Below are 25,647 nucleotides of genomic sequence, written 5' to 3' on the forward strand. Positions count from 1 at the left end.
CGTTACCTCAATGTTAAATTGACGTGGTTGCGATGATCTTCATGATCTAGAATGGCAGGATGCATAGAGGGCGTCCAGCGCCGTCATTCGGAATGATGAGGGGATTATGAAGAAGAACATCATGCGACGCGTAGGCGCGACGATCGCGCTTGCGGGCGCTTTGGCGCTTGTCGGCTGCTCGAGCGCTCCGGCGTCTTCGGAGGAGCCGACCGCGTCCGTGCTCGATCCGTCCGATCCGGTGCAGGTCGAGCTGTGGACGTACTACAACGGCACGCAGCAGCAGGCGTTCGAGGATCTCGTGAAGGACTTCAACGCCACGCGCGGCAAGGACCTCGGCATCGTGGTGACGAGCTCCAGCCAAGGCGGCGTGAACGACCTCGCCTCTGCGGTCACCGATTCGGCGCAGGGGCTCGTGGGCTCCGAGGCCATGCCCGACGCGTTCCTGTCGTATTCCGACACGGCTTCGGTCATCGACGGTTTCGGCATGGTGGCCGACCTGTCGGGCTACCTCTCCGATGACGAGAAGGCCGGCTTCGTCGACGGGTTCCTCGAAGAGGGCGACCTCAACGGCAACGGCAGCCTCAAGGTGTTTCCGGTGGGCAAGTCCACTGAGACGCTGCAGATCAACATGACCGACTTCCAGACGTTTGCCGATGCCACGGGCACCACGCTCGACGAGCTGCGCACCATCGAGGGCGTCACGAAGGTGGCGCAGCGCTACTACGAGTGGACCGACGCGCAGACGCCGGACGTCGCAGGCGACGGCCGCCCGTTCTTCGGTCGCGATGCGATGGCGAACTACCTGATCACGGGTTCGAAGCAGCTCGGCCATGAAATCTTCGACATCGAGAGGGGCACGTGCACGCTGAACTTCGACCGCGCCACGATGAAGACGCTGTGGGACAACTACTACGTTCCCATGGTGCAGGGATGGTTCTCGGCCGAGGGCAAGTTCCGCTCGGACGCGGTGAAGACGGGCGACCTCGTGTGCTACGTGGGCTCGTCGTCTTCGGTGGTCTACTTCCCGCAGACCGTCACGGTGGACGACGCCACGAGCTACCCCATCGAGCTGGGCGCGCTGCCGAACCCGTCGTTCGAGAACGGCCAGCCGTGCTCGCCGCAGCAGGGTGCCGGCTTCGTGGTGACGAAGTCCGACGAGAAGAAGGAGACCGCGTGCGTCGAGTTCCTCACGTGGTTCACCGCGAAAGAGCAGAACACCGACTTCTCGGTGAGCGCCGGCTACGTGCCGGTCACCAAGGACGCGCTGACGCTCGAGAACCTTGAGGCGGCCGCCTCGTCCATCGAGGGCGCCTCGGACAACTACCTCGTGAACCTGCCCGCAACGCTGGAGACCATCGAGGCGGGCGTGTACGCGAACCCGCCGTTCAAGGGCGGCGTCGAAGCGCGCGCCATCCTGGAACGCACGCTGTCCGACAAGGCCGTGTCCGACCGGGCCGCGGTGGTCGAGGCCGTCGCGGCGGGCGCATCGCCCGAGGAGGCGCTGGCTCCCTACCTTGACGACGCCGTGTTCGACGCGTGGCTCGGCGATCTGACGACGCAGCTCAAGGGAGCGATCGCATAAGATTGAGCGAGCGTTTCGGACAGAAACGGACGGGCAAGCGGCGAGGGGTGACCTTTCGAGTCCTCGTCGCTTTGCCCTTTTGCGTCGCGCTGGCCATCCAGGGCGTCGTGTGCTTGGCGGTGCTCGCCCGCAGCGAGATGCTCGGGCAGATGGAGACCGACGCGTACGACCTGTTCTCGGAACGCGTGGCGAGCCGAGCGAGCTACCTCGAAAACGACATGATCTTTCGCTGGTCGGACTTCGACCCCGTGGTGGACAGCGTGACCGCCGACATCGACGAGACGCTCGCGGCGTACGGCGCCGCGTCGACCGATATCGAGACCGGGTCCGACCTGGCGCTCGCCATCATCGAATCGACTTCGGACGACCTGCTCTCGTTCTCGCATCGCGCCGAGGTGGACGGCGTGTACCTCGTGCTGACGAACGGCGCAGAAGGGGAGGCCGACAACCGCTCGGCGCTGTACATCCGCGACTCGAACCCGAAAGTGGACGTCGACAACGGCTCCGACCTCATGCTGGCCGCGTGCCCCATCAGCGTGGGCCGCCAGCTGGGCGTCACGCTGGACAGCATGTGGTCGGCCACGTTCCCGCTCGCCGCCGAGGGCGACGCCCAGAGCGCGTTCTACTACGAGCCGCTGCGCGCAGCCGAGCGGTATCCCGAAGCCAATACGAGCGATCTGGGGTACTGGGGCCGCCCGGTGGATCTCGGCCGGGCAGGCACCTCGTCCATCACGTACAGCAAGCCCGTGCGCGACTCCCAGGGCGGCATCGTGGGCGTCATCGGCGTGGAGGTGCGCACCGACCGCATCGCGTCGTTCTTCCCGTATCGCGACCTCAACGAAAGCGGAAACGGCTCGTACGTCCTCGCCGTCACGAACGAGGACGGCGGCTTCTCCCGCGACGGGGGCGTCGCCCCGCTGCCCGGAACGGAGCGGACGTACGAGGCGCTCGCCACCACCGGCGCGTCGCAGAGCCTCTATCTGGAGGATTCCGCGTTCACGGCATCGCTCGACGACAGCGGCCGCATGGCGGTGGAACCGGTCGTCGCCTCGTCCGACGCGCGCGCCATCGCGGGCGCGACCGAGATCCAGCTTTACGACAGCACCTCGCCGTTCGCCGACGAGCATTGGGCGCTCGTCGGGCTCGAGCGCGAGGACGAGCTGTTCTCCGCATCGAAGTCGCTGGCCGGCAACCTCGCCACCGTGTTCATCGCGTCGCTCGTGGTGGGCCTCGTGATCGCGGTCATCACGGCCTGGGTGTCGTCTTCCCGCTTGCGCCATCTCATGTCCGAAGTGCGCGCCGCCCAACCTGAGCAGCCCATCGCGTTCACGCCGACGGGCATCGTGGAGGTGGACGAGCTGTCCGAGGCCATCGAGTCGATGGGCAACGAGGTGGCCCTGACCGCGTCGCGCCTGTCGCGCATCCTGCGCCTGTCCGATCGCGCCATCGGCGCCTTCGAGTACAGCCACGAAACCGACGCCATCACCTATACCGACGGGTTCTTCGCCACGCTCGCCGTACTCGAGCCGCCCGATCCGTCGTACTTCGACCCGCAACGCATCGCCACGGGGTCGCTGAACGCGGAGGAGTTCCAGCGCTTCATGCGGTGGTACGCTCCCTACGCCGAGGTGGAGGACGAGGGCCGCTACCTCATCTCGGGCCCGCATCGCACCTCATGGGTGCGTATCGTCGTGGTCGAAAGCCGCGAGCACAGCCGCGTGCTCGGCCTCGTGGAGGACGTGACGCACGAGATCGAGACGCGCCGTCGCATCGAGCACGAGCGCGACCACGACATTCTCACGGGGCTGTTCAACCGCCGCGCGTTCGAGCAGGAAGTGACCGATCTGCTGGCGGAGCGGCCGCCCGCGTTCGGCGCCATGCTCATGCTCGACCTCGACAACCTCAAGTTCATCAACGACATCTACGGGCACGACTGGGGCGACCTCTACATCAAGGCGGCCGGCCGCGTGGTGGACGACGCGTTCAGGGACAAGGGCTTCTACTCGCGCATCTCCGGCGACGAGTTCCTCGTGTTCGTGGACGTGTGCCCCGACCGTGCGGCTGCGGAGGCGCTGTTCGACGAGTTCAGGGCCCTGCTCGACGCCAGCTCCATCATGGCGCCCGACGGCAAAGTGCTCAAGGTGCGCGCGTCCATGGGCGCGGCGTTCTACCCCGAGGACGCCCTCGATTTCGCGCATCTGCGCGAGTACGCCGACTTTGCGATGTACCTGGCGAAAAGCAGCCGCAAGGGCGATCTGTTCGCGTTCGACCGGCAGAGCTACGAGGAGAAGTCGTTCATCGTCAACAACAAGGAGGATCTCAACCGCTTGCTTGAGGAGAACCTCGTCGAGTACCATTTCCAGCCCATCGTCGATGTGCGCGCGGGAGAGGTCGTGGCCTACGAGGCGCTCATGCGCTCGAAGCTGGACACCATCCCCACGCCCGACCAGGTGCTCGCGCTCGCGCGCTCGCAGTCGAAGCTCTACCGCGTGGAGCACCTCACGTTCTTCGGCGCGCTCGAGGCGTTCTCACAGCATCCTGAGGCGCACGGGGCCACCCTGTTCGTGAACAGCATCGCCACGCAGCGGCTGTCGGCCGACGACGAGCTCGTGCTGAGCGAGCGGTACCCCGGGCTGCTCAAGCATCTCGTCATCGAGATCACCGAGAGCGATTACAGCCGCGAGATGGCGCTGTACAAAGAAGCGCTCGCGCGGCGCTTCGGCGCACGGCTGGCCATCGACGACTTCGGCAGCGGCTACAACGGCGAGACGTCCCTGCTCGACTACCACGTGGACTTCGTGAAGATCGACATGGAGATCGTGCGCGACATCGACGTGGCGAAGGACCATCAAGACATCGCCCGCAACCTCATCGGCTACGCGCACGACCGCGGCATCCGCGTGATCGCGGAGGGCGTGGAAACCGAAGCCGAACTGCGCGCGCTGCGGGTGCTGGGCGCCGATTACGTGCAGGGCTACCTCGTCGGCAGGCCCTCTCCCGAGCCGCGCGACGTTCCCGACGAGATCAAGCGCCTCATCCGCAGCTTGAGCGACGAGGCGTAGGCCGGGACGGGCGCGCCGGTCTGTCCGGTGCCCCCGCGCGATGGGGCGGGTATACTTGACGAAAAACCAGCAGCCCGGCCGCCGCGACGCGGCGGCTTCGCGAAGGAGGCATTCATGGCGTTGACCGACACGCTGCATATCGAAACCGTTTCCGCCGACAAGCGCCGCGTCGAGGCGGTCATGCCCATCACGCCCGAGGTGTTCCAGCCTCACGGCTACCTGCACGGCGGCGCGACCATCGCGCTGTTGGAGACGGTGGCCAGCATCGGCACCGAGCAGAACACCGACTTCGACAAGGAGCGCCCGTTCGGCATCGACGTGCAGGTGCGCCATCGCAAGAGCGGCAAGGAGGGCACGCTGCGCGGCGTGGCCGAGCTCGACCGCGAGGAGGTTTCGGAGCGCACGGGGGCCGTCAAGCAGTACTGGAACGTTGCGGCGTACGACGACGCGGGCGACGTGGTGTCCGACGGCGTCATCATGACGAAGATCGTGTCGCTCGACCGCCTCGCCCAGAAAGAGCGCGAGCGCGCGCAGGGGTAATGTCCCAAACGGGGACTGTCCCCGTTTGGGACATCCATTCGGCGAGCTACGCGGCCGATCGAGGCAACACGATGGTTGCCACGGTGCCGCGCGGGTCGTTGGCGGAGAGCGCGATGGTGCCGCCGTGCGCCTCGACGATGGCGCGCGCGAGCGACAGCCCCAGGCCGTGGCCTCCTGTCTCGCGCGAGCGGGCCTTGTCGGCGCGGTAGAACCGCTCGAAGACGCGCTCGCGGTCACCCGGCTCGATGCCGCAGCCCGTGTCTGCCACTTCGATGACGCACTTCGGTCCCGACGCATGCGCGCTCACGACGATCTCGTCGCCGGGGGCGGTGTACTTGAGCGCGTTGTCCAGCACGATGGCCAGCAGCTGCCGCAGCTTGTCGCCGTCGGCCTCGACGGATTCACCGAACCCGGCGTTCACGGCGAGGCTCTTGCCCTGCAGCGAGGCGAAGTCGTCGTAGGCGGCGGCCACGTCGCACACGAGCGCGTCGACGTCGACCGTGCCGATTGCGAGCGTCGTGCGCCCGGCGTCGTCGAGCGACAGCTCCATGAGGTCGTCCACGAGCCGTGCGAGCCGCTTTGTTTCCGAGGTGATGGCGCTCACATCCTCGAACCGGTCCACGATGCGGCTTTGCGGGCTGTCGAGCAGCAGCTCGCCCGTGGTCTGTATCACGGCGAGCGGCGTGCGCAGCTCGTGCGAGGCGTTCTGCACGAATTCCGTCTGCGCGCGCCAGTTCTCCACGATGGGCTTGAGCGTGCGTCGCGACAGCAGGTAGCTGGCCGCAGCCGACACGACCACCGCGGCGGCGAGGTACAGGACGAGCGTGCGCGTGAACCCGTCGAGGATGGACAGTTCGGAATCCACGTTGACGAGCACCTGCATATACGCGATCGTGCCGTCGCTGGACAGGTCGTACGTGATGCCGCGGTACACGTGACCGCCCGCCGACACCTGGTAGATGCGGTCGAGGTCGCCGGCGTCGAACGGAACATCGTTCAGGTAGGCGGGGTAGATGGCGTAGAGGCCCACCGTGTCGAGCAGGGCTCCCTGCGCGTCGCGCACGAGCGTGATGAACTGCGGGTCGGCGTCGACGATGCCCTGCTGGATGGAGTAGGAGAGCTCGGCGGCCGCCTCGTCAGCAGCGGCGTCGTCTGCGTCGGCGTCGTCGACGGTGTTCGCACGCGGGGTCGCGGACTCGGTTCCGGTCGTCGCCTGGTCGAACGTGATCAGGTCCGCATCCGTTCCGATGGATCTCAGGTTCTCGTCGGCCGAACGGAAGATGTTCGCGCTCACCATGGAGTAGATGCCTGCGCCCAGCAGCGCGAACAGCAGCGCGAACACGAAGAACAGCAGGCCCGTCTGCTTGAACAGCTCGCGGCGGATCGGCGTGCGCTCAGTCATGATCCTCCTCGGCGAACAAGTAGCCGGCTCCGCGGATGGTCTTGATGTAGCGATCGTATCCAGAAGGCGCCAGCGCCTTGCGCAGCGCGCTCACGTACACTTCCACGACGTTCGACGACGTGTCGGACAGAAATCCCCAGATCTTGTCGAACAGGCGATCCTTCGAGATGAGGCTGCCCTCATGGCTGACGAGGTACTCGAGGACGTCGTACTGCTTGCCCTTGAGCTCCAACGGCCGCCCGTCGATGGCGGCTTGCTTGGTCTGCGTGTGCAGCACGAGGCCCTTGAACGAGATGGTGGTCACGTCGGCGCGTCCCGTAGCGCGCCGCAGGATGGCCTCGATGCGCGCGAGCAGCTCGTCCCGATCGAACGGCTTCGTGAGGTAGTCGTCGGCGCCCGAGCGCAGACCGCGCAGCTTGTCGGCCGTGGTGCCCTTCGCCGTCAGCATGAGCACGGGCGTGAGAACCCTGCGCGCTCTCAGCTCCTCGAGCACCGAGAAGCCGTCGCGCTCGGGCAGCATCACGTCGAGCACGACGAGGTCGTACACGTCCTGCGCGGCATAGAACAGGCCTTCCTCGCCATCGAAGGCCTGGTCGACGGCGTAGGCTCCCTGCAAGCTGCGGGCTATGGCGTTTGAGAGGAGACGGTCGTCCTCCACGATCAGCAGTTTCATGCGGCCATTCTAGCACGAGCAACCTTAACGGAGCCTGAAACAGGAGGGCCTCGCCGCTTCTTGCGCGGGTCGCATGCCTCGCCTGTCCTTCGTCCTTTTCGTTTCAGGAAGTTTTAAGGCGCCTTTCGCTAGACTGGCCGCCGTCAAGCAAGCGAAGCGAAGCGCGTGGTGCGCAGTGAGGAGCAGACTATGAAGTCGAAGGGATTCAAGATCATCGTGGGCGTGCTGGTTGCCGTGATCGTGGTGTTGGGCGGGCTGCTGGCGGTCAAAACCTTCGCCCCGGCCGAGATGGGGCAGCCCACCACGTCGTCCGGCAAGCCTATTCCCGAAGGCGCGATGGAGGACATCACCTTCTCGGAAGCGCCCTCGGCCTCGTCCGACGAGGCATAGCCGTCCCGCGAGCGAAAGAGAGCGCCTATCATGAAGAGTATCGTAGGAAAGTCCCTCGTTGTCGTGCTGCTGCTCGCCCTGGCAGGCGGCCTGGCCGTCTTGCTCGCGTACGGCGACGAGATCAAGAGCGCCGTCGCGGGAGAGCCGCAGGAGGCACCGCCGCTCACTGCGCCCGTGACGCGCGGGTCGGTGCGCCAGACCGTCTCGGGCGTGGGCGAGGTGAAGCCGCTCGCTACCGAGAAGCTGAAGCCGGCCGACAGCTGGCATTGGCTCGAGTCGTTCGACGCGCCGCTCAACAAGCGCATCGCGGCCGGCGAGAAGCTCGTGACGTTCGCGAACGGCGAGACATGGGTCGCCCCGTACGACCTCGTGGTCACCGACTACGCCCTGCCCGAGAAGAACAAGGGCGCCGTGACGAAAGACGACCACTTCATCGAGGTGCAGCGCATCGACAGGGTGAATATCGTGCTGCCGGTGCCCGAGACCGACCTGGCGGCGCTCGCCGAAGGGCAGGGGGTGTCGGTGAAGCTCGGCGCCGACGAGGGGCGCGCGTACGAAGGCGTCATCTCGAACATCAACGAGGTGGGCACGTACGGGGCGACCGGCTCCAAATTCGCCATCACCGTGGAGGTGCCCAACGACGGCAGCATCAAGCTGGGCATGTCCGCCAACCTGTCCATCACCGTCGACGAGGCGTCCGACGTGCTGACGGTGCCGGTGAGCGCCGTGAACGGTGCCGGCGAGAACAAGCACGTCGAGGTGTACGACGCCGAAACCGGCGAGCGGCGCATGGTGCCCGTCACGGCCGGCATCACCGACGGCGCCGTCGTCGAAGTGTCGGGCGAAGACCTGCACGAGGGCGACAACGTGGTGCTCAGCGAGGCGGGCTCTCTCGGCGGCGCTGACATGGGCGACGTGGCCATCATGTCCACGGCCCCTTCGGCCTAAACGGGAGGTCGCGAATGATTCGCTTGAAGCACGTCGCGAAGACGTACGAGCTGGGCGGCGAGGCCATCCGCGCCCTCGATCGGGTCAACCTCGCCATCGACCGCGGCGATTTCCTCGCCATCGTGGGGCCGTCCGGGTCGGGCAAGTCCACGCTCATGAACATCCTCGGGCTGCTCGACGTGCCCGACAAGGGCCGCTACCTGCTCGACGGCATCGACGTGGGCGCGCTGTCCGACCGCCGTCTGGCCGCCATCCGCAACGAGAAGATCGGCTTCGTGTTCCAGAGCTTCAACCTGCTGGGCAAGCTGACCGCCCTCGAGAACGTGAAGCTGCCGCTGAGCTACGCGGGCATGCGTGCGAAAGCGGCCGATGCCCGCGCGCGCCAGCTGCTCGCCCAGGTGGGCCTCGAGGGACGCGAGCACCATCTGCCCAACCAGCTGTCCGGCGGCCAGCAGCAGCGCGTGGCCATCGCCCGCGCGCTCGTGTGCAAGCCGGAGATCATCCTGGCCGACGAGCCCACCGGCGCGCTCGACTCGCGCACCGGCGCGGAGATCATGGAGCTGTTCGGACGCCTGCATGCGGAGGGCCAAACGGTCATCCTCATCACGCACAACCAGGACCTCGCCGACGGGGCGCAGCGCGTCGTGCGCATCGCCGACGGGCTGATACAAGAGATGGAGAGGGGGCGCCATGCGGTATAGCCAGCTGACGCGCACGGCGGTGCGCGCTGTGTTCCGCAACGGGCTGCGCACGGTTCTCACCATGCTGGGCCTCGTCATCGGCATCGCGTCGGTCATCATCCTCGTGGGCATCGGCGACGGATCGAGCCAGCAGGTGAGCGAGAAGATGAAGGCCCTCGGTGGCGACGCGCTGTCGGCGTACCTCTACGACGGCGAGCTGGGCTACGACGATCTGGCCGGCATGGCGAACCTCGAAGCCGTCGACGGCGTAGCGCCTGCGAAACCTCTGATGAAGAAGCTGTCGGCGGGGTCGACCGTGTCCAAGAAGGCGTTCATCGAGGCCACCGACGAGCACTACCTGCACGTGCGCAACCTCAAGCTCCAGGCGGGCCGCAACCTCAACGCGGTCGATCGCGAGAACCGCAGCAAGGTGATCGTGCTCGGCGCCGACGTGGCGACCGAGCTGTTCGGCTCCCCGGCCGACGCGGTGGGTCGCACGGTCAAGCTCGACGGCGACGAGTTCTCCGTCGTGGGCGTGCTGGAGAACCAGGGCCAGTCGATGGGCCTTGCCACGGGCAACGTGGTCCTCGTCCCGTTCTCCACGGCGGTGGGGATGGGGGAGGGCGCCGCCATCGAGTCGTTCTACGCGAAGGCCCGCGGCAGCGACGCCATCGACGCGGCCAAGAGCGCCCTCGGCGCTCACCTCGCGAACGAGGCGGGCATCGCGCCTGGGAAGTTCGACATCGTCTCGCAGGACGAGATGCTGCGCGCCGGCAACGAGATCGACGACACGATGACGCTGCTGCTGGCGGGCATCGCGGGCATATCGCTCGTGGTGGCGGGCATCGGCGTGATGAACGTGATGCTGGTGTCGGTGACCGAGCGCACGCGCGAGATCGGCATCAAGAAGGCCCTCGGCGCCCGTCGTTCGGACATCCTCGCGCAGTTTTTGCTGGAGGCGCTCATGATCAGCGTGGTGGGCGGTGCGATCGGCATCGCTGCCGGCCTCGCGCTCGGGCTGCTCGCCACCACGGTGGGGCTCGCGTTCGTCGCGTCGTGGGACGTGGTTGGGATCGCGGTGGCGGCCAGCACGGCCATCGGCCTCGTCTTCGGCATCTTCCCCGCCTACCGCGCCTCCGCCAAGAACCCCATCGAGGCTCTGCGCTCGGAGTAGAGCCCGCATCGGCTCGATGCGGTCTCGGCTTCATGGGAATGCTCGCTCGTGGCGGAAAGCAGCGACGAATTCGTCGCTTTCCGCCACGAGCTCAAGACCGATTGCAATACGGTAATGAATTCGGAATTTTTCTACGATATATTACCGGCTCGTGGGGTTTCCTGTCCGAAATCCGTATTTCGACCGCCTGATGGCCGGTTTTCGAGCCGGAATCGACCGGTTTCCGCACCTTCGGGAACGATTTCGGCCCCCGCCCGCTCATTACGGTAAAATATCGAAAACTTCTCTCGATTTTATTACCGTATTCCAAGAAAAGGACGCAGTACGATCTTCCAGAGGTCGTACGCAGTACGATCTTCCAGGGGTCGCTTCGAAGGTGTTAAGCCGAGCTGGGGAACGGAAGGGCGTGCCCCAGCGCATTGTCGTGCGTGACGCACGAGGGGCCTTCGAGCGACGAGGGCAACGAAAAAGGCCAGCGAATCGCTGGCCTTGTTTTTCCTGGTCGGGTTGACAGGATTTGAACCTGCGGCCTCTGCGTCCCGAACGCAGCGCTCTACCAAGCTGAGCCACAACCCGATGTGCTGCTTCAAGCAGCGACGGATATGATAGCACAACGAATTGAAAAGCAAAAGAAATTACCCCGACATTTTCTCATTCGTCGGTTTTTCCGATGCGGAGCATGATTGCATAGCCCGCCAGCCTGTCGGGCTATGCCGTGAAAGGCCTATCGGTGGAGATGCCATGGAAAGGGATTTATCACCTCATTTTCTTTTACCTTTTGTAACATTGTGCTATCATAACCGTCGCTGCGAAAGCAGTTGTTTGGTTGCTAAAGGGGATGGGGAAACATCCCTTTTTTGCATAGGCATGTTACCCTGGCAGCGCTGGGGTGGGCGAGGCTGCGAGAGGCGCGCTTCGCACGAGCAACTTGGAGGAACGTATGAAAATCCTGGGAATGGGAATGCCTGAGCTTCTCATCATTCTCGCGGTAATCCTGCTCATCTTCGGGCCGAAGAACCTCCCGAAGCTCGGTGGCGCCATCGGCAAGACCGTCAAGAATCTTCGCGAAGGCATGGGCGGCGGCGATAAGAACATCGAAGAAGCCGATGACGAGGAAGAAGTGATCGAAGAGGTCGAGGAGCCCGTCAAGAAGACGACCACGGCCAAGAAGACGACGACCGCGGCTAAGAAAAAAGCCGAGTAGATTCTCATTCGTCTGGTTCGCGGTATGTGTAGACGCTCGGCGCCCTGCACATACCGCTTTTTTCATATCAGGTATCGGTAAGCACGCTTGACGACGAGCGTGCATGTTTTTGTAATTGGACAGGTGAGCATTCATGGCAGACAGCAACTTCATCCTCACGCAAGAAGGCAAGGACAAGCTCGAGGAGGAGCTTCACTTCCTCGAAACCGAGAAGCGCGCCGAAATCGGCGAGCGCATCAAGGTGGCGCGCGAGTTCGGCGACATCTCGGAGAACTCCGAGTACGACGACGCTAAGAACGAGCAGGGCATGATGGAGGCGCGCATCGCCGAGATCAGCCGCATCCTGTCCGAGGCGACGGTGGTCAACGCCCCGAAGCGCTCGAACAGCGTGCACATCGGCTCGACCGTGACCGTCGACATGGGCGGCCGCGAGCGCGTGTTCACCATCGTGGGCGGCGCGGAGAGCGATGCCGCCGCCGGCAAGATCTCCAACGAGTCCCCGGTGGGATCGGTGCTGCTGGGCCACAAGAAGGGCGACGTGGTGGAGACCACGGGCCCGACCGGCCGCCAGATCACCATGACCATCCTGAAGCTGGAGCACTAGGCGGCGGGTGGCTGGCTCTCGCCGGCACGCTTCACCGACGCTTCAGGAGGCCGGGGCTCCGCGCCTCGGCCTTCCTTGACTTACTACGCCAACCTGTGATTTCGAGGACAACCAATGAGCGACACCATCGACACCACCGAGCAGATCATCGAAGACGACCCCATCGCGGTGCGCCGCGCCAAGCGCGAGGCGCTCATGGCGGCGGGCAAGGACCCGTACGGCCACGCGTTCGCGTACTCGCACCACCTGGCCGACCTGGTCGAGCGCTACGCCGACCTCGAGGACGGCGCGTCCACCGAGGACGAGGTGAAGGTTGCGGGCCGCGTCATGGCGAAGCGCGACCAGGGCAAGCTCGCCTTCCTCGAGCTGCGCGACTCGACGGGCGACATGCAGCTGTTCTGCCGCATCAACGCGCTGGGCGAGGAAGCGTTTGCCGAGCTCAAGGACCTCGACGTGGGCGACTGGATCGGCGTCGAGGGCACGATGATGCGCACGAAGCGCGGGCAGCTGTCCGTGTCCGTGGCATCGTTCGAGCTGCTGTCCAAGAGCCTGCGCCCCCTGCCCGAGAAGTTCCACGGCCTGGCCGACAAGGAGACGCGCTACCGCCAGCGCTACGTCGACCTCGTCATGAACCGCGAGGTGCGCGACACGTTCGAGAAGCGCTTCAAGGTGGTCTCCGCCATCCGCCGCTACATGGAGGATCACGGCTACTACGAGGTTGAGACGCCCATCCTGCATCCCATCCTCGGCGGCGCGAACGCGCGTCCCTTCGTCACGCACCACAACGCGCTCGACAAGGACTTCTACCTGCGCATCGCAACCGAGCTGCACCTCAAGCGCCTGCTGGTGGGCGGCTTCGAGAAGGTGTTCGAGATCGGGCGTCAGTTCCGCAACGAGGGCATGGACCCCTATCACAATCCCGAGTTCACCACGATGGAGTTCTACCAGGCGTTCAGCGACCTCGAGGGCATGATGGAGCTCACGCAGGGCGTCGTCCAGGCAGCCGCGCAGGCTTCCTGCGGCACGCTCCAGGTCGAGTACCAGGGCGAGAAGATCGACCTGAGCGGCTCGTGGCGCCGCGCGACCATGATCGAGCTGGCCAGCGAGGGCGCGGGCGAGGACGTGAGCTTCGCGCGCACCCGCGACGAGTTGGTTGCCATCCTCGAGCGCAACGGCGGCCATGCCGAGGACGCATGGGGCAAGGGCAAGCTCATCTGCGAGATCTTCGAGGCGGTTGCCGAGGAGAAGCTCATCCAGCCGACGTTCGTGACGGAGCATCCGATCGAGGTGTCGCCGCTGGCCAAGAAGAAGGCCGGCGACCCGAACCTCACCGAGCGCTTCGAGCTGTTCATCTGCGGCCACGAGTACGCCAACGCCTTCGGCGAGCTGAACGACCCGGTCGATCAGGCCGAGCGCTTCCGCGCGCAGGTGGAGGCGAAGGACCTCGGCGACGACGAGGCCATGGGCTACGACGACGACTACGTGCGCGCGCTCGAGTACGGCATGCCCCCGGCGGGCGGCTGCGGCATCGGCATCGACCGCCTGGTCATGCTGCTTACCGACGCCCCGTCCATCCGCGACGTGCTGCTGTTCCCCCACATGAGAGACGAGGCTCCGGCCGGCGGGCGTCCGCGCGCCGCAGCGCCGGTCGCTGCTGCGGAGGCCTCTGCGGCCGCCCCCATCGACTTCTCGAAGGTGGTCGTCGAGCCGCTGTTCGCCGACGAGGTCGATTTCGACACGTTCAGCAAATCGGACTTCCGCGCCGTGAAGGTGAAGGAGTGCGTGGCCGTTCCCAAGAGCAAGAAGCTGCTGCAGTTCACGCTCGACGACGGCACGGGCGCCGAGCGCGTCATCCTGTCCGGCATCCACGCCTACTACGAGCCGGAGGAGCTGGTGGGTCGCACGCTCATCGCCATCACCAACCTGCCGCCGCGCAAGATGATGGGCGTCGAATCGTGCGGCATGCTGCTGTCGGCCATCCACGAGGAGCCGGGCGAGGACGGCCAGCCCGAGGAGCGCCTCAACCTCCTGATGGTGGACGAGCGCATCCCTGCCGGCGCGAAGCTGTACTAGGCGACAGCGCCGCGTCCAACGAAAGCGTTTCCAGAAAATGGCCGCCCGCGCGCAAGCGTTGGGCGGCTTTCTGCATTGATCGACGAATGCCGGCTCTCGGCGATGCTTTTCTGGCGTTTGGACGGATCCAGGTGGTCTAGTGCACGCGAACGTCGGTCTGGTGGCAGTTTATGACGGATATCCGCCTTTAGGTGGGACGATTGGCGGAGCGTTCCCCGTATGCCATGGGAAAACGCCTGGTCGAGAAGTGCCTTCTCGTCGTCTAGCGACAGAAGCAGGAAAGTGATCGCGGTTTTCCGTCAGAACCCGCCACGAGGTTGCGCTTGGCTTCCATAGAGGAATGAGGCGAGAGAACGCTCACGTGAGCAGCTCGCGGCGGAGGGCGAACTGACGTGCGGAGTAATCGGTGCAGGACGGCCTGATCCTCGTTCCAAGATGCTTGGCCACCGTTCGGGCGAAGCGGTTGTACTCCTGGAAGTCGGAAACCTGCTTCCACGTAGCGGTCACTACGGTGAAGCCGAGCGTCTCCAGCGCGTTCTTGCGAGAAGCGTCTTCGGCAATGCGCTCCGCACCGGTGTGGCAGAGCGTGCTGTCGTATTCGACGGCCACGTGCTTGTCGGGCCAGAGCAGGTCGCAGCGCAGTGATGAGCGGTCGGTAGCCCAGCGACTTCGCGGAGGGATGGGGATGACGGCGTTCATGGCCGGATGGCGGATTTTGCTGCCGCCGCGCAGGTAAGGAAGCGTCAAAAGCTCGGCGAGCGTCGATTCGCGTGGAGAAGCGGATCCTCTCAGGATGTGAGGCAGGAGCGATCGGGCTGTCTTTATCCCGCGAACGCCTTCGGCCTTGCGAAAGTACGCGGCAAGCTTTTCCGGCGTGGTGAGGGGGATTCGGGTCCTCACTCCGTACGGTTGGCTGTCGTCGGGTGCGAACGTGCCGCAGAATTCGTATCCGAGGTGCACTGTCCGAGAAAAGCACCACAACTGCGCCATATGGACGAGCGTCAGTTCAGGGCAGGTGACAAAAAGAGGATCATCGTGTTCGGGAAGCGTGAACCTGCGTAACGAGCCAGCAGGGAGCGTGCGCATGCTGTGAACCGCAACCGAAGCGTTGGGATGACGATCTTCGAGCGCGAGGACGTGAACGGGCGTGGACAGCATGCCGTTCCGCACAAGCCAATGATCGGTCATTTCGCGGGAAGACGGTGCGACGGTTGGCAACCCTCGCTGGCGGCATAGATCGCGCGCCGATCCGGAATCGCTCAATGCCGAACGCCAGAATTCGAGAGCGGATATGTGCGAGATGACCGTTTTCATGGCGAGAGTGTAACATGGAATAACGCCAGGTAAAGAGACGATTTTCGCGCGTTGGATCCACGTGGAATTCGCGCTGGATCGGCGTTGGGATCGTGCTAGAACGACGTTGGAGCCATGCTGGGACGGCGTTGGAAGCACGCTGGAATCGCGTGGCTTTTGTCCAGATGCCCGACGCGGATGGGCGTTTGTCAAGCCAGCGACGTGCGATGGCAGATTTTGACGGAAAACCGCCATCGTGCGACTTTGCGGCTTCGCCCCCGGATTCTTATTGCAGCATCGCCGCAGATCAGCTGAGCGTCACCAAAGGGGTCGGAAAATCCGCTCTCGAAGGACCCCGTCCAAAGGCGGTTTTCCGTAAAAACCTGCCGTCAACGGTCGCGCGGCGCGCAGCGCTCGCTCGGCGTGCAGCGCTCGCCCGGCGCGCAGCGCTCGCCCGGCGCGCAGCGCTCGCCCGAACCGTGCGCCCGTCTGCGCATAGGGAATGCGCTCGCCCGAACCGTGCGCCCTTCTGCGCTCGCGCACGTTTCGAATCTTTGTCGAAAGCGAGCACGTTTGGAGGCATCGGGCGGCAGGGCCGTGTGCGAGCGGGTGTCATGGTAGGATGAACCGGTCGCTGCGCTGACGCAGCTTGTGGAGCGAGCGTGTGCGGCTATATGCGGTATTGGCACTCTCAATACAAGAGTGCTAAGATGGCACGGAACCATACGATAGACTCTGCGAGAATAGAGGCTAGCATGTCATTTGAGAAATTCACGGACAAAGCGCGCAAGGTGCTTGTCCTGGCGCAAGACGAGGCGCGATCGCTTCATCAGCCCTACGTGGGCACCGAGCACATCCTGCTCGGCCTCATACAGGAGAAGGACGGTCTGGCCGCCCAGGCTCTCGACCGCCTCAACGTGAAGTACGACGCCGTCGTGCAGGCCATCCGCCAGGTCGTCGCCATCGACGAGGACACCGACGTGTCCGGCCACCTGTCGTTCACGCCGCGCGTGAAGCGCGTGCTGGAGAACAGCCTGCGCGAGGCCATGCAGATGGGACAATCCTACATCTCAACCGAGCATTTGCTGCTCGGCATCGTGCGCGAGGGCGACGGCACCGCGCTCGAGGTGCTCACGCGCCTCGGCGTGACCGGCGACGACGTGCGCGGCGCGCTCAACGACCTGGTGGGGCAGAGCCCCGTGTACGCCGGGCGCAACCCCTTCGATCCGAACGCCGGATCGTCGGACAGCGTGCTGAAGGAGTTCGGCACCGACCTTACGCAGAAGGCGCGCGACGGCAAGCTCGATCCGGTCATCGGCCGCGCGGGCGAGATCGAGCGCGTCATGCAGGTGCTTTCGCGCCGTCAGAAGAACAACCCGCTGCTCATCGGCGAGCCGGGCGTGGGCAAGACGGCCGTGGCCGAGGGCCTGGCCCAGCTCATCGTGTCGAACCAGGTGCCCGACATCCTGCGGGGCAAGCGCCTGTTCACGCTCGACGTGAGCGCGCTCGTGGCGGGCTCCAAGTACCGCGGCGAGTTCGAGGAGCGCCTGAAGAAGTGCATCAAGGAGGTGCAGGACGCGGGCGACATCATCCTGTTCATCGACGAGATCCACACGCTGATCGGCGCAGGCTCGGCCGAGGGCTCCATCGACGCGGCCGCCATCCTGAAGCCGCCGCTGTCCCGCGGCGAGATACAGGTGGTGGGCGCCACCACCATCGACGAGTACCGCAAGCACCTCGAGAAGGACTCCGCGCTCGAGCGCCGCTTCCAGCCCATCACCGTGGGCGAGCCGAACGAGGAGCAGGCGCTGCGCATCATGGAGGGCCTGCGCGACCGCTACGAAGCGCATCACCAGGTGCATTTCACCGACGAGGCGCTGCAGGCCGCCGTCGCGCTATCCAGCCGCTACATCCAGGACCGCTTCCTGCCCGACAAGGCCATCGACGTGCTGGACGAGGCGGGCGCGCGCATGCGCATCCGTAACATGACCCTGCCCAAGGAGCTGCGCGAGCTCGACGAGGAGCTGCGCAAGATCCGGGGCGAGAAGGACGGCGCCATCGCCGCCCAGGACTTCGAGCGCGCCGCCCAGCTGCGCGACGAGGAGTCGACGCTCAAGGCCAAGCGCGTCGAGGCCGAGAAGAAGTGGGAGGAGGACGCCCAGAAGTCCGTCCACCAGGTCACCGTCGAGGACATCGCCGACGTGGTGTCCATGACCACGGGCGTGCCCGTGTCGAACCTCACCGAGGCCGAGACCGAGAAGCTGTTGCGCATGGAAAGCGTGCTGCACGAGCGCGTCATCGGCCAGGAAGAGGCCGTCACGGCGCTGTCGAAGGCCATCCGCCGTTCGCGCTCGGGCCTCAAGGACCCGCGTCGTCCCGCCGGCTCCTTCATCTTCCTGGGCCCCTCGGGCGTGGGCAAGACGGAGCTGTCGAAGGCGCTGGCCGAGTTCCTGTTCAACTCCGAGGACGCGCTCTTGTCCTTCGACATGTCCGAGTACATGGAGAAGCACTCGGTGTCGCGCCTCGTGGGCTCGCCTCCGGGCTACGTGGGCTTCGACGAGGGCGGCCAGCTGACGAAGGCCGTGCGCCAGCGCCCCTACTCGGTCGTGCTGTTCGACGAGATCGAGAAGGCGCACCCCGACGTGTTCAACATCCTGCTCCAGATCCTGGAGGAGGGCCGCTTGACCGACGCCCAGGGCCGCACGGTGGACTTCCGCAACGCGGTCATCATCATGACCTCGAACGTGGGCGCCCGCGAAATCGCGCAGCCCACCACGCTGGGCTTCTCCACCGAGGAGCACGCGGGGCTGTCCGACAAGGAGATCAAGAGCCGCGTCATGGCCGAGATGAAGAAGCTGTTCAGGCCTGAGTTCCTGAACCGCATCGACGAGATCATCGTGTTCAAGTCCCTGAACGACGAGCAGATCGCCGAGATCGTCAAGCTCATGGTGGCCGATTTGCGCGAGCGCTTGATCGAGCAGAACATGTCCATCAACCTGACCGAGGCGGCATGCAAGCTCGTCGCCAAGGAGGGCACCGACGCCACGTTCGGCGCTCGCCCGCTGCGCCGCGCCATCCAGCGTCTGCTGGAGGATCCGCTGTCCGAGGAGATCCTGGAAGGGAAGTGGACGAGCGGCTCGGTCATCGACGTCGATGCCGTGGACGGCGAGCTCGTGTTCACCGCCGGCTCGGGCTCCATCCCGGCGCCGCGCAAGCGCGACAGCATCGCGCGCGAAGCCGAGCTCTTGCTGACGAACTACGATCTGGGCCATGCCGGCGTGAGCTCCGGCGGCTCGGTGAGCGGCGGCGCGGCCGACTAGCCCCGCCTCTGAGAGCGCCCCTGTTCCTTGGGTTCGAATCCGAAGCCCGGGGAGCAGGGGTTTCTTGTGTCCTGGGCTCACATTTGTCGTATACTAGGCACGTCGCAAGCCGACCGAAGGCGGCCATGCCGACGTGCGGCGCGGCAGGGGAGCGCGCGGCGGGAGGCGCAGCGCATCAACCGATTTCAGGAGGTTCCATGTTCGGAGACAACCTCGATCGCATCGTGAAAAGCATCGAGAAGAACTACGAGGCCGACGAGATATTCTTCACCAAGCCCGGACGGCGGTTTCCCAGCCGCATGGCCGTGAAGAGCGTCCTCAAAGACCTGCGCCGGGTGTTGTTTCCGGGCTACTTCGGCGAGGAGATGCTCACGCCGTCCACCAGCCCGGAGTACTTCATCGGGGAGACGCTCATCCAAATCGAGCGGGTGCTGCGCGAGCAGATCGTCCTCGCGCTGGCCTACACCTCCGACGACCGCGACGCCCTGGAGGCCGACCCGGCACGCTCCCTGTGCGGCGGCACGCCCGAGCACATCTGCGAGCGCGCCTCCGAGGTGTGCACGGTGTTCTTCGACGAGCTTCCCAGCATCCAGCGGGTGCTGCTCACCGACGTGCAGGCGCTGTACGACGGCGATCCGGCGGCCGGATCGAAGGAGGAGGTCATCTTCTCGTACCCCGGCCTGTACGCCATCTACGTGTACCGCATCGCGCACGTGCTCTACCAGCAGAACGTGCCCATCATCCCGCGCATCATGACCGAGCTGGCGCACAGCGGCACGGGCATCGACATCGGCGCCGGCGCCCAGATCGGCGAGTACTTCTTCATCGATCACGGCACGGGCGTGGTGATCGGCGAGACCACCATCATCGGCGATCACGTGAAGCTGTACCAGGGCGTCACGCTGGGCGCGCTTTCCACGCGCGGCGGGCAGCGGCTCGCCGGGGTGCGGCGCCATCCCACCATCGAGGACGACGTGACCATCTACTCCAACGCCTCGGTGCTCGGCGGAGAGACGGTGGTGGGCGCAGGATCGGTCATCGCCGGCTCCACGTTCGTCACCTCGTCGGTTCCCCCCAATTCTCGCGTGTCGCTGAAGGCGCAGGAGATCACCGTGCGCCAGCCGGGCGAGCGGGACTAGGCCCGTGACGTTTTCAGACGATGCAGTCGGGGGCGGCAGAAGAACAACCCACGGCGGAGAGGAAGACCCTATGACGCAGACAATCGACCCGGTGTTCTCGTCCGCGGTGCTCAGCGCGCCCGAGCTCGCGCTGAACGACCTCGACTTCGATGCGCTGTCGCAGGCGATGGGCGGGCTCAAAGGCGAGGTCGACAAGAACCCGCAGACGGCCGCCATCATATTGGCAGGCGGCACGGGCGAGCGGTTCGGCAAGGAGGGCGGCAAGCAGCTCGTGGAGATCGCGGGCAAGCCCATCCTCACGTGGTCGGCCGAGGCGTTCGATGCCGTGGGCGACATCGGGCTCATCGTCATCGTGTGCCCCGAGGACCGCTGCGACGAGTACCTCAAGCGCGCGATCGACCCGTTCCCGTTCGTCACGCCCATCGTGGTGGCGCCCTCGGGTCCCAGCCGCCAGGAGTCGGCGTTCTCGGGCCTCGAGTACGTTCCGGACGACTACGAGTACGTCATCCTGCACGACGGCGCCCGCCCGCTCATCACGCCCGACCTCATCGCGCACACCATCGCCACGCTCAAGGGCAACATCGACTGCGACGGCGCCGTGGTGGCCCATCCGGCCGTCGACACCCTCAAAGTGGTCGAGAACGGCGTGATCGTGGGAACGCCGGACCGCCGCGTGTTCTGGAACGCGCAGACGCCCCAGGTGTTCCGCGCCGGCATCTACCGCCGCGCGCACGCCTCGGCGTTGTCCGACGGCTTCATGGGCACCGACGACTCGTCGCTCATCGAGCGGCTGGGCGGCCGCGTGCTCGTGGTGGAGGGCAAGCGCGACAACATCAAGCTGACCGTGCCCGAGGACTACCTCATGCTGGCCGCGGCCGTGCGCACGATGTACATGAAGGGGGCGGAAGAGTGATGGCCGATCAGGCGTTCAGCCCCGCGTCCCTGCGCATCGGGCAGGGGTATGACGTGCATGCTTTCGCCGAAGGGCGGAAGCTTATCCTGGGGGGCGTGGACATCCCGCATTCGAAGGGGCTGCTCGGGCATTCGGATGCCGACGTGCTGGCGCATGCCATCGCCGACGCGCTGCTGGGAGGCATCCGCGGCGGCGACATCGGCAAGCTGTTCCCCGACACCGATCCCGCTTACCTGGACGCCGACTCGCTCAAGCTGCTGGCCGCCGTGGCTGACAAGGTGCGCGCCGAGGGCTACGACATCCTCGACGTGGACTCCGTCATCGCCGCGCAGGCGCCGAAGCTCTCGCCGTACCGCGAGGCCATGCGCGAGAACCTGGCTCGTGCCATGGGCGTCGCGGTGGAGAACGTGGGCGTGAAAGCCACCACCACCGAGCGCTTGGGGTTCGAGGGCCGCGAGGAGGGCATCTCCGCGACCGCCGTGTGTCTTCTGCATCGATGTAGGTAGGAGCCGCCGCTCAAGGTCGCGGCCGTCTCAGGCCGCTGTGCTAGAATTTCAGGTTGACGCGCGTCCTCAGGGGTGCGACGTTCGGACAGGCAGGATGCGAGGATACTACTATGATCAGGCTATATAATACGAAGACCCGCACGAAGGTCGATTTCGAGACGCGCGAGCGCGGCAAGGTGGGCATGTACGTGTGCGGGCCGACCGTGTACAACTACATCCACATCGGCAACGCGCGCACGTTCATGAGCTTCGACGTGATCCGCCGCTACCTCATGTGGCGCGGCTTCGACGTGACGTTCGTGCAAAACGTCACCGACGTGGACGACAAGATCATCGCCAAGGCGAACGAAGAGGGCCGCAGCGCCGCCGAGGTGGCCGCCGAGTACACCGAGGCGTTCATCGAGGACATGCGCGACGCCGGCGTGCTCGATCCCGACATCCGCCCGAAGGCCACCGAGGAGATCCCCGCGATGATCGAGCTCATCCAGGAGCTCATCGACGGCGGCCACGCCTACGACGCGGACGGCGACGTGTACTTCAACGTGCGCTCGTTCCCGGCGTACGGCGAGCTGTCGGGACGCAACGTGGACGAGATGGAGAGCGGCCACCGCGAGCTGCGTGCCGATGACAAAGCGGTGGGCGATCGCAAGCGCGACCCGCTCGACTTCGCGCTGTGGAAGGCCGCCAAGCCCGGGGAACCGGCGTGGGAATCGCCCTGGGGCATGGGCCGTCCCGGCTGGCACATCGAGTGCTCGGCCATGTCGCGCACGTACCTGGGGCTGCCTTTCGACATCCACGGCGGCGGCGCCGACCTCGTGTTCCCGCATCACGAGAACGAACGCGCGCAGAGCGAGGCCGCGTGCGGCTGCACGTTCGCGAACTACTGGATGCACGGCGGCATGCTACAGATCAACTCCGAGAAGATGAGCAAGTCGCTGGGCAATTTCAAGCTGCTGCGCGACGTGCTGAAGGCGACCGACCCGAAGGTGCTGCGCTTCCTCATGCTGCAGACGCATTACCGCTCGCCGCTCGACTTCTCCGACGAGCGCCTGGCCGAAGCGGGCGCGGCGCTGTGCCGCATCGAGAACGCGGTGAAGAACCTCGATTGGCTTTTGGGCAACGCCGAGGACATCCCCTCGCCGCTGGATTTGCGCGCGCTTATGGATCGCACGCGGCAGGCGAAGATGGGCTTCATCCTGGCCATGGACGACGACTTCAACACCTGCAAGGCGCTCGGCGAGGTGTTCGACTTCATCGCCGACGTGAACGCGCAGACGGCGGGCAAGACGCTGTCGCTGTCCGACGTGCCGCCCGTGCGCGACGCCCGCGCGCTCATCGTCGAGCTCATGGGCGTGTTCGGCATCGACGTGGAGGCCTCCGCGGATGCGTGCGCCGCGAACGGGTACCCGGCCGAGGTCGTGGCGCTTGCGGCCGATATCGCGGGCTACGAGGGTTCCGATGCCGTCGAGGCCGTGGATGCGCTGCTCGCAGCCCGCGCCGACGCGCGCGCCGCAAAGGACTGGGGCCGTGCCGACGCCGTGCGCGATGGCCTCGGCGGCTTGGGCTTCACGATCGAAGACACGCCGCAGGGAGCCCGCGTGAGCTACGGGGGATAACGGCGGCGCGTTCCGCAGGATTCGATAGAAGCGTTTCCCGAAGGGCGGTCATCGAGGCCGCCCTTCGATGTTTTCCGTATGCGCGGCGAAGCTCTCTTGGAGCGAGGCGGTTCGACTCCGAAATGTCACGGGGCACCATGCGGCGGGCCTATGTGTGGCAAAATCGGGATTCTGGCACTACTGGCGGGATGTTTCAAGGCACATTCGCGCGAAACCGCAGGTCGCGATTTTTCACGGTCCGTCATAATCGGTTCCGGACGCATTCGGATTGCCAAAAACCCGATTTTGCCACACATGCGCTACAATACGGCGCATGCAAACACGACTGACAAGAACTCCCGAGCTGCTCGCGCCGGCCGGCGGGCAGGCGCAGCTGGAGGCCGCCATCCGCTTCGGCGCGGATGCGGTGTATTTGGCGGCCGACCGTTTCGGCCTCAGACAGCGCGCAGCCAACTTCGCGCTGGACGACGTTCCCGCCGCGACGGCGCACGCGCATGCCGCGGGCGCGCGGGTGTACGTGACGCTCAACGCGCTCATGGACGCCGACGACCTCGCGGCGCTTCCCGCGTACCTCGAGGCGCTCGCCGCGGCCGAGGTCGACGCGTTCATCGTGAGCGACCTGGGCGCGCTGCGCTTGGCGCAGCGCCACGCGCCCGAGGTGGAGCTGCACGTGAGCACCCAGGCTTCGGTGTGCAACGCCGAAGCGGCGCGCGTGTGGCACGAGCTGGGCGCGAGCCGCGTGGTGCTCGCGCGGGAGATGAGCGTGGAGGACATCGCGCGTCTGCGTGCCGACGCCCCGCGCGAGCTGGATCTGGAGGCGTTCGTGCACGGGGCCATGTGCATGGCCGTGTCGGGGCGCTGCCTGATCAGCTCCGCGCTGACGGGCCGCTCGGGCAACAAGGGCCACTGCACCCAGCCGTGCCGGTGGAGCTACGCGCTCGTGGAGGAGCAACGACCCGGCGAGTTCTTCCCCGTGGAGGAGGACGTGCGCGGGACGTACGTCATGAACGCGCAGGACCTCAACATGCTGGCGCACCTCGACGACCTGGCCGCGGCCGGCGTCGACTCGTTCAAGATCGAAGGCCGCAACAAGAAGGCGTTCTACGTGGCCTCAGTGGTGCGCGCCTACCGCCAGGTGCTCGACGGCGTCCCGGCCGCCGAGGTGGCCGACGAGTTGTTGGCCGTGTCGCACCGTCCCTACGGCACCGGGTTCTACTACGGCGACGCGCAGCAGTCGCCCGCGGTCGACGGCTACACCACCGCTTGCCTGCATGCCGCCACCGTGGAATCGTGCGAGGCTTCTCCGTGGGAAGACGGCGCGTTCCGCGTGATCGCGCGCTGCTACAACCGCTTCTGCGAAGGCGACGAGCTGGAGGCGCTCTCGCCGCGCCCGCGCATCGCCCGCGTGCGCGTGCGCAACCTCGCCTGGCTGCCCTCGCCCGACGGCGACTGCCCGCAGCCCGAGCGCGTCCCGGTGGCCGTGGCGAACCGCTCGGCCGAGCGCTACGCGTTTGAAACCGGGGAGGAGCTGGCTCCCGGAGACTTCCTGCGCATGCGCGTCAACGTTGAGCGATAGGCTTGTGATCTGCGCCGAAGCGATGAAATACTGCTAAGGGGCCGTTGAGGCGCACCGCAGGGGGCGACGCTACACTGAGGGGTACCCTATTCCCTCAGAAAGCGAGGTGCATCATGCCCCAACATGCGTATCGCGCCGCATCGGCGCCGGGCGTCGTGCAGCGTGCCCGCAACACGCGCACCGGCCGCAAGCTCGAGCGCGGCGGCTACCTGACCGCCGAGACCGTCACCATGTGGATCGTGTACGCCCTTACCCTGCTCGGCAACGCCATCATAGAGGGCGGCCAGGTGGGAGGAACCACGTCGGCGGACATCGCGTACGGCGTGTTCACCTGGTTCACGCCCGCCGGCTACGTGTTCGCCATCTGGTCGCTCATCTACATCGCGATGATCGTGTGGCTCGTGGCGTACACGCGCACGGCTCCCACGCGCCCCGACCGCTTCACCATGACGTCGGTCCTGTTCATCGCCAGCTGCGCGCTCAACGTGCTGTGGCTTGCCCTGTGGCATTTCGAGCTGGTGGCCGTGTCGTTCATCGTGATCCTGGCCGAGTGGTTCGTGCTGGCGGCGCTGTATCTGAACGTGCGCCGCACGATGAAAACCGCTTCGGGGTGGGTTCCCGTGTCCATCTACACCGCATGGGTCACCGTGGCCACGTTGGCGAACCTGGCCATCCTCGTCACGCGCCTGTTCGACGGCGGCATCCCGTTTCTCAACGGCCTGTTCACCATCCTGCTGACGGCCGGCGTGCTGGCCTTCGGCTACGTGATGCGCAAGGCGTACGACGACATCGCGTTCCCGCTCGTATTCTTGTGGGCGCTCATCGGCGTAGGCGTGAACGTGTCGGGCGTTTCGGCGTTCACGGCGGCCGTCGTGTTCCTGCTGTGCGTCGTCGGGGCCATCCTGACGTTCGCGCCTATCGGCTCGATGAGGAAGCTCGTGCGCGGCTAGCC

The 25,647-nt window shown here is 65.8% G+C and carries 20 protein-coding genes and 1 tRNA gene; 17 read left to right on the forward strand and 4 right to left on the reverse strand.

Annotated features, from left to right (window positions below):
- Positions 1 to 106: 106 nt before the first annotated feature.
- The 3 genes from C1A15_RS06175 (at position 107) to C1A15_RS06185 (ending at position 5,184) form a co-directional block, all read left to right on the forward strand.
- The gene (locus C1A15_RS06175) at positions 107 to 1,582 is read left to right on the forward strand and encodes an extracellular solute-binding protein (RefSeq protein ID WP_101721734.1); all 1,476 of its coding nucleotides are present in this window, start codon (positions 107 to 109) and stop codon (positions 1,580 to 1,582) included.
- A 47-nt stretch (positions 1,583 to 1,629) separates the two neighbouring features.
- Positions 1,630 to 4,644 (forward strand): bifunctional diguanylate cyclase/phosphodiesterase, encoded by a 3,015-nt coding sequence (locus C1A15_RS06180; RefSeq protein ID WP_245864947.1) that lies wholly within the window; start codon positions 1,630 to 1,632, stop codon positions 4,642 to 4,644.
- Positions 4,645 to 4,758: 114 nt separating this feature from the next.
- A complete protein-coding gene (locus tag C1A15_RS06185; RefSeq protein WP_101721736.1) occupies positions 4,759 to 5,184 on the forward strand; it encodes a PaaI family thioesterase in 426 nt (141 codons plus the stop codon).
- A gap of 46 nt (positions 5,185 to 5,230) precedes the next feature.
- Here C1A15_RS06185 and C1A15_RS06190 read toward each other — a convergent pair whose 3' ends face one another.
- Together C1A15_RS06190 and C1A15_RS06195 are read right to left on the reverse strand one after the other, a co-directional pair.
- Positions 5,231 to 6,586 carry a sensor histidine kinase gene (locus C1A15_RS06190; RefSeq protein ID WP_101721737.1) on the reverse strand — a complete coding sequence of 452 codons (1,356 nt, stop codon included), beginning with the start codon at positions 6,584 to 6,586 and terminating at the stop codon, positions 5,231 to 5,233.
- On the reverse strand, positions 6,579 to 7,259 hold the full coding sequence (locus C1A15_RS06195; protein ID WP_101721738.1) for a response regulator transcription factor: 681 nt from the start codon (positions 7,257 to 7,259) through the stop codon (positions 6,579 to 6,581). Before C1A15_RS06195 ends, C1A15_RS06190 begins: the two co-directional genes overlap by 8 nt.
- A 189-nt stretch (positions 7,260 to 7,448) precedes the next feature.
- On the opposite strand from C1A15_RS06195, the gene C1A15_RS06200 reads away from it, so the two are divergent.
- From C1A15_RS06200 to C1A15_RS06215, 4 genes are read left to right on the forward strand one after another with little or no spacing between them, the layout of a single operon-like run.
- Positions 7,449 to 7,649, forward strand: a complete 201-nt coding sequence (locus C1A15_RS06200; protein ID WP_101721739.1) for a hypothetical protein — start codon at positions 7,449 to 7,451, stop codon at positions 7,647 to 7,649.
- 30 nt (positions 7,650 to 7,679) lie between these two features.
- Entirely contained in the window at positions 7,680 to 8,597 is a 918-nt protein-coding gene (locus C1A15_RS06205; RefSeq protein WP_101721740.1) for an efflux RND transporter periplasmic adaptor subunit, read from the forward strand.
- A gap of 14 nt (positions 8,598 to 8,611) precedes the next feature.
- Positions 8,612 to 9,298: an ABC transporter ATP-binding protein gene (locus tag C1A15_RS06210; RefSeq protein ID WP_101721741.1), complete on the forward strand. Its 687-nt coding sequence runs from the start codon at positions 8,612 to 8,614 to the stop codon at positions 9,296 to 9,298.
- Entirely contained in the window at positions 9,288 to 10,451 is a 1,164-nt protein-coding gene (locus tag C1A15_RS06215) for an ABC transporter permease (protein WP_101721742.1), read from the forward strand. Before C1A15_RS06210 ends, C1A15_RS06215 begins: the two co-directional genes overlap by 11 nt.
- A gap of 499 nt (positions 10,452 to 10,950) precedes the next feature.
- On the opposite strand, the gene C1A15_RS06220 is transcribed toward C1A15_RS06215, so the two are convergent.
- Positions 10,951 to 11,027: transfer RNA gene (locus C1A15_RS06220), tRNA-Pro, on the reverse strand.
- 364 nt (positions 11,028 to 11,391) lie between these two features.
- Here C1A15_RS06220 and tatA point away from each other — a divergent pair.
- The 3 genes from tatA (at position 11,392) to lysS (ending at position 14,332) form a co-directional block, all read left to right on the forward strand.
- Complete coding sequence (gene tatA, locus C1A15_RS06225; protein ID WP_101721743.1) at positions 11,392 to 11,655, forward strand: twin-arginine translocase TatA/TatE family subunit; 264 nt, start codon at positions 11,392 to 11,394, stop codon at positions 11,653 to 11,655.
- Positions 11,656 to 11,788: 133 nt separating this feature from the next.
- Positions 11,789 to 12,259, forward strand: coding sequence for a transcription elongation factor GreA (gene greA / locus C1A15_RS06230; RefSeq protein WP_101721744.1), 471 nt, complete (start codon positions 11,789 to 11,791; stop codon positions 12,257 to 12,259).
- A 114-nt stretch (positions 12,260 to 12,373) separates the two neighbouring features.
- Positions 12,374 to 14,332, forward strand: coding sequence for a lysine--tRNA ligase (gene lysS, locus C1A15_RS06235; protein ID WP_101721745.1), 1,959 nt, complete (start codon positions 12,374 to 12,376; stop codon positions 14,330 to 14,332).
- 357 nt (positions 14,333 to 14,689) lie between these two features.
- Here the strand turns inward: lysS and C1A15_RS06240 are convergent, their stop codons facing one another.
- Positions 14,690 to 15,646, reverse strand: coding sequence for a hypothetical protein (locus C1A15_RS06240; protein WP_101721746.1), 957 nt, complete (start codon positions 15,644 to 15,646; stop codon positions 14,690 to 14,692).
- A gap of 734 nt (positions 15,647 to 16,380) precedes the next feature.
- On the opposite strand from C1A15_RS06240, the gene C1A15_RS06245 reads away from it, so the two are divergent.
- The 7 genes from C1A15_RS06245 to C1A15_RS06275 all read left to right on the forward strand — a co-directional run bounded on the left by C1A15_RS06245 (position 16,381) and on the right by C1A15_RS06275 (position 25,645).
- Complete coding sequence (locus C1A15_RS06245) at positions 16,381 to 18,945, forward strand: ATP-dependent Clp protease ATP-binding subunit (RefSeq protein ID WP_101721747.1); 2,565 nt, start codon at positions 16,381 to 16,383, stop codon at positions 18,943 to 18,945.
- A 197-nt stretch (positions 18,946 to 19,142) separates the two neighbouring features.
- Positions 19,143 to 20,084: a serine O-acetyltransferase gene (locus C1A15_RS06250; protein WP_101721748.1), complete on the forward strand. Its 942-nt coding sequence runs from the start codon at positions 19,143 to 19,145 to the stop codon at positions 20,082 to 20,084.
- Positions 20,085 to 20,154: 70 nt separating this feature from the next.
- A complete protein-coding gene (gene ispD, locus C1A15_RS06255; RefSeq protein ID WP_101721749.1) occupies positions 20,155 to 20,997 on the forward strand; it encodes a 2-C-methyl-D-erythritol 4-phosphate cytidylyltransferase in 843 nt (280 codons plus the stop codon).
- Entirely contained in the window at positions 20,997 to 21,503 is a 507-nt protein-coding gene (gene ispF / locus C1A15_RS06260) for a 2-C-methyl-D-erythritol 2,4-cyclodiphosphate synthase (RefSeq protein ID WP_101721750.1), read from the forward strand. The genes ispD and ispF overlap by 1 nt, the downstream gene beginning before the upstream one ends.
- A gap of 110 nt (positions 21,504 to 21,613) precedes the next feature.
- Complete coding sequence (cysS, locus tag C1A15_RS06265; RefSeq protein ID WP_101721751.1) at positions 21,614 to 23,119, forward strand: cysteine--tRNA ligase; 1,506 nt, start codon at positions 21,614 to 21,616, stop codon at positions 23,117 to 23,119.
- Between the two features lie 313 nt (positions 23,120 to 23,432).
- Entirely contained in the window at positions 23,433 to 24,695 is a 1,263-nt protein-coding gene (locus C1A15_RS06270) for a U32 family peptidase (protein ID WP_101721752.1), read from the forward strand.
- Between the two features lie 113 nt (positions 24,696 to 24,808).
- On the forward strand, positions 24,809 to 25,645 hold the full coding sequence (locus C1A15_RS06275; RefSeq protein WP_101721753.1) for a tryptophan-rich sensory protein: 837 nt from the start codon (positions 24,809 to 24,811) through the stop codon (positions 25,643 to 25,645).
- The last annotated feature ends 2 nt before the right edge of the window (positions 25,646 to 25,647 follow it).

This window comes from Eggerthella timonensis (assembly GCF_900184265.1).
GTDB classification, from domain to species: domain Bacteria; phylum Actinomycetota; class Coriobacteriia; order Coriobacteriales; family Eggerthellaceae; genus Eggerthella; species Eggerthella timonensis.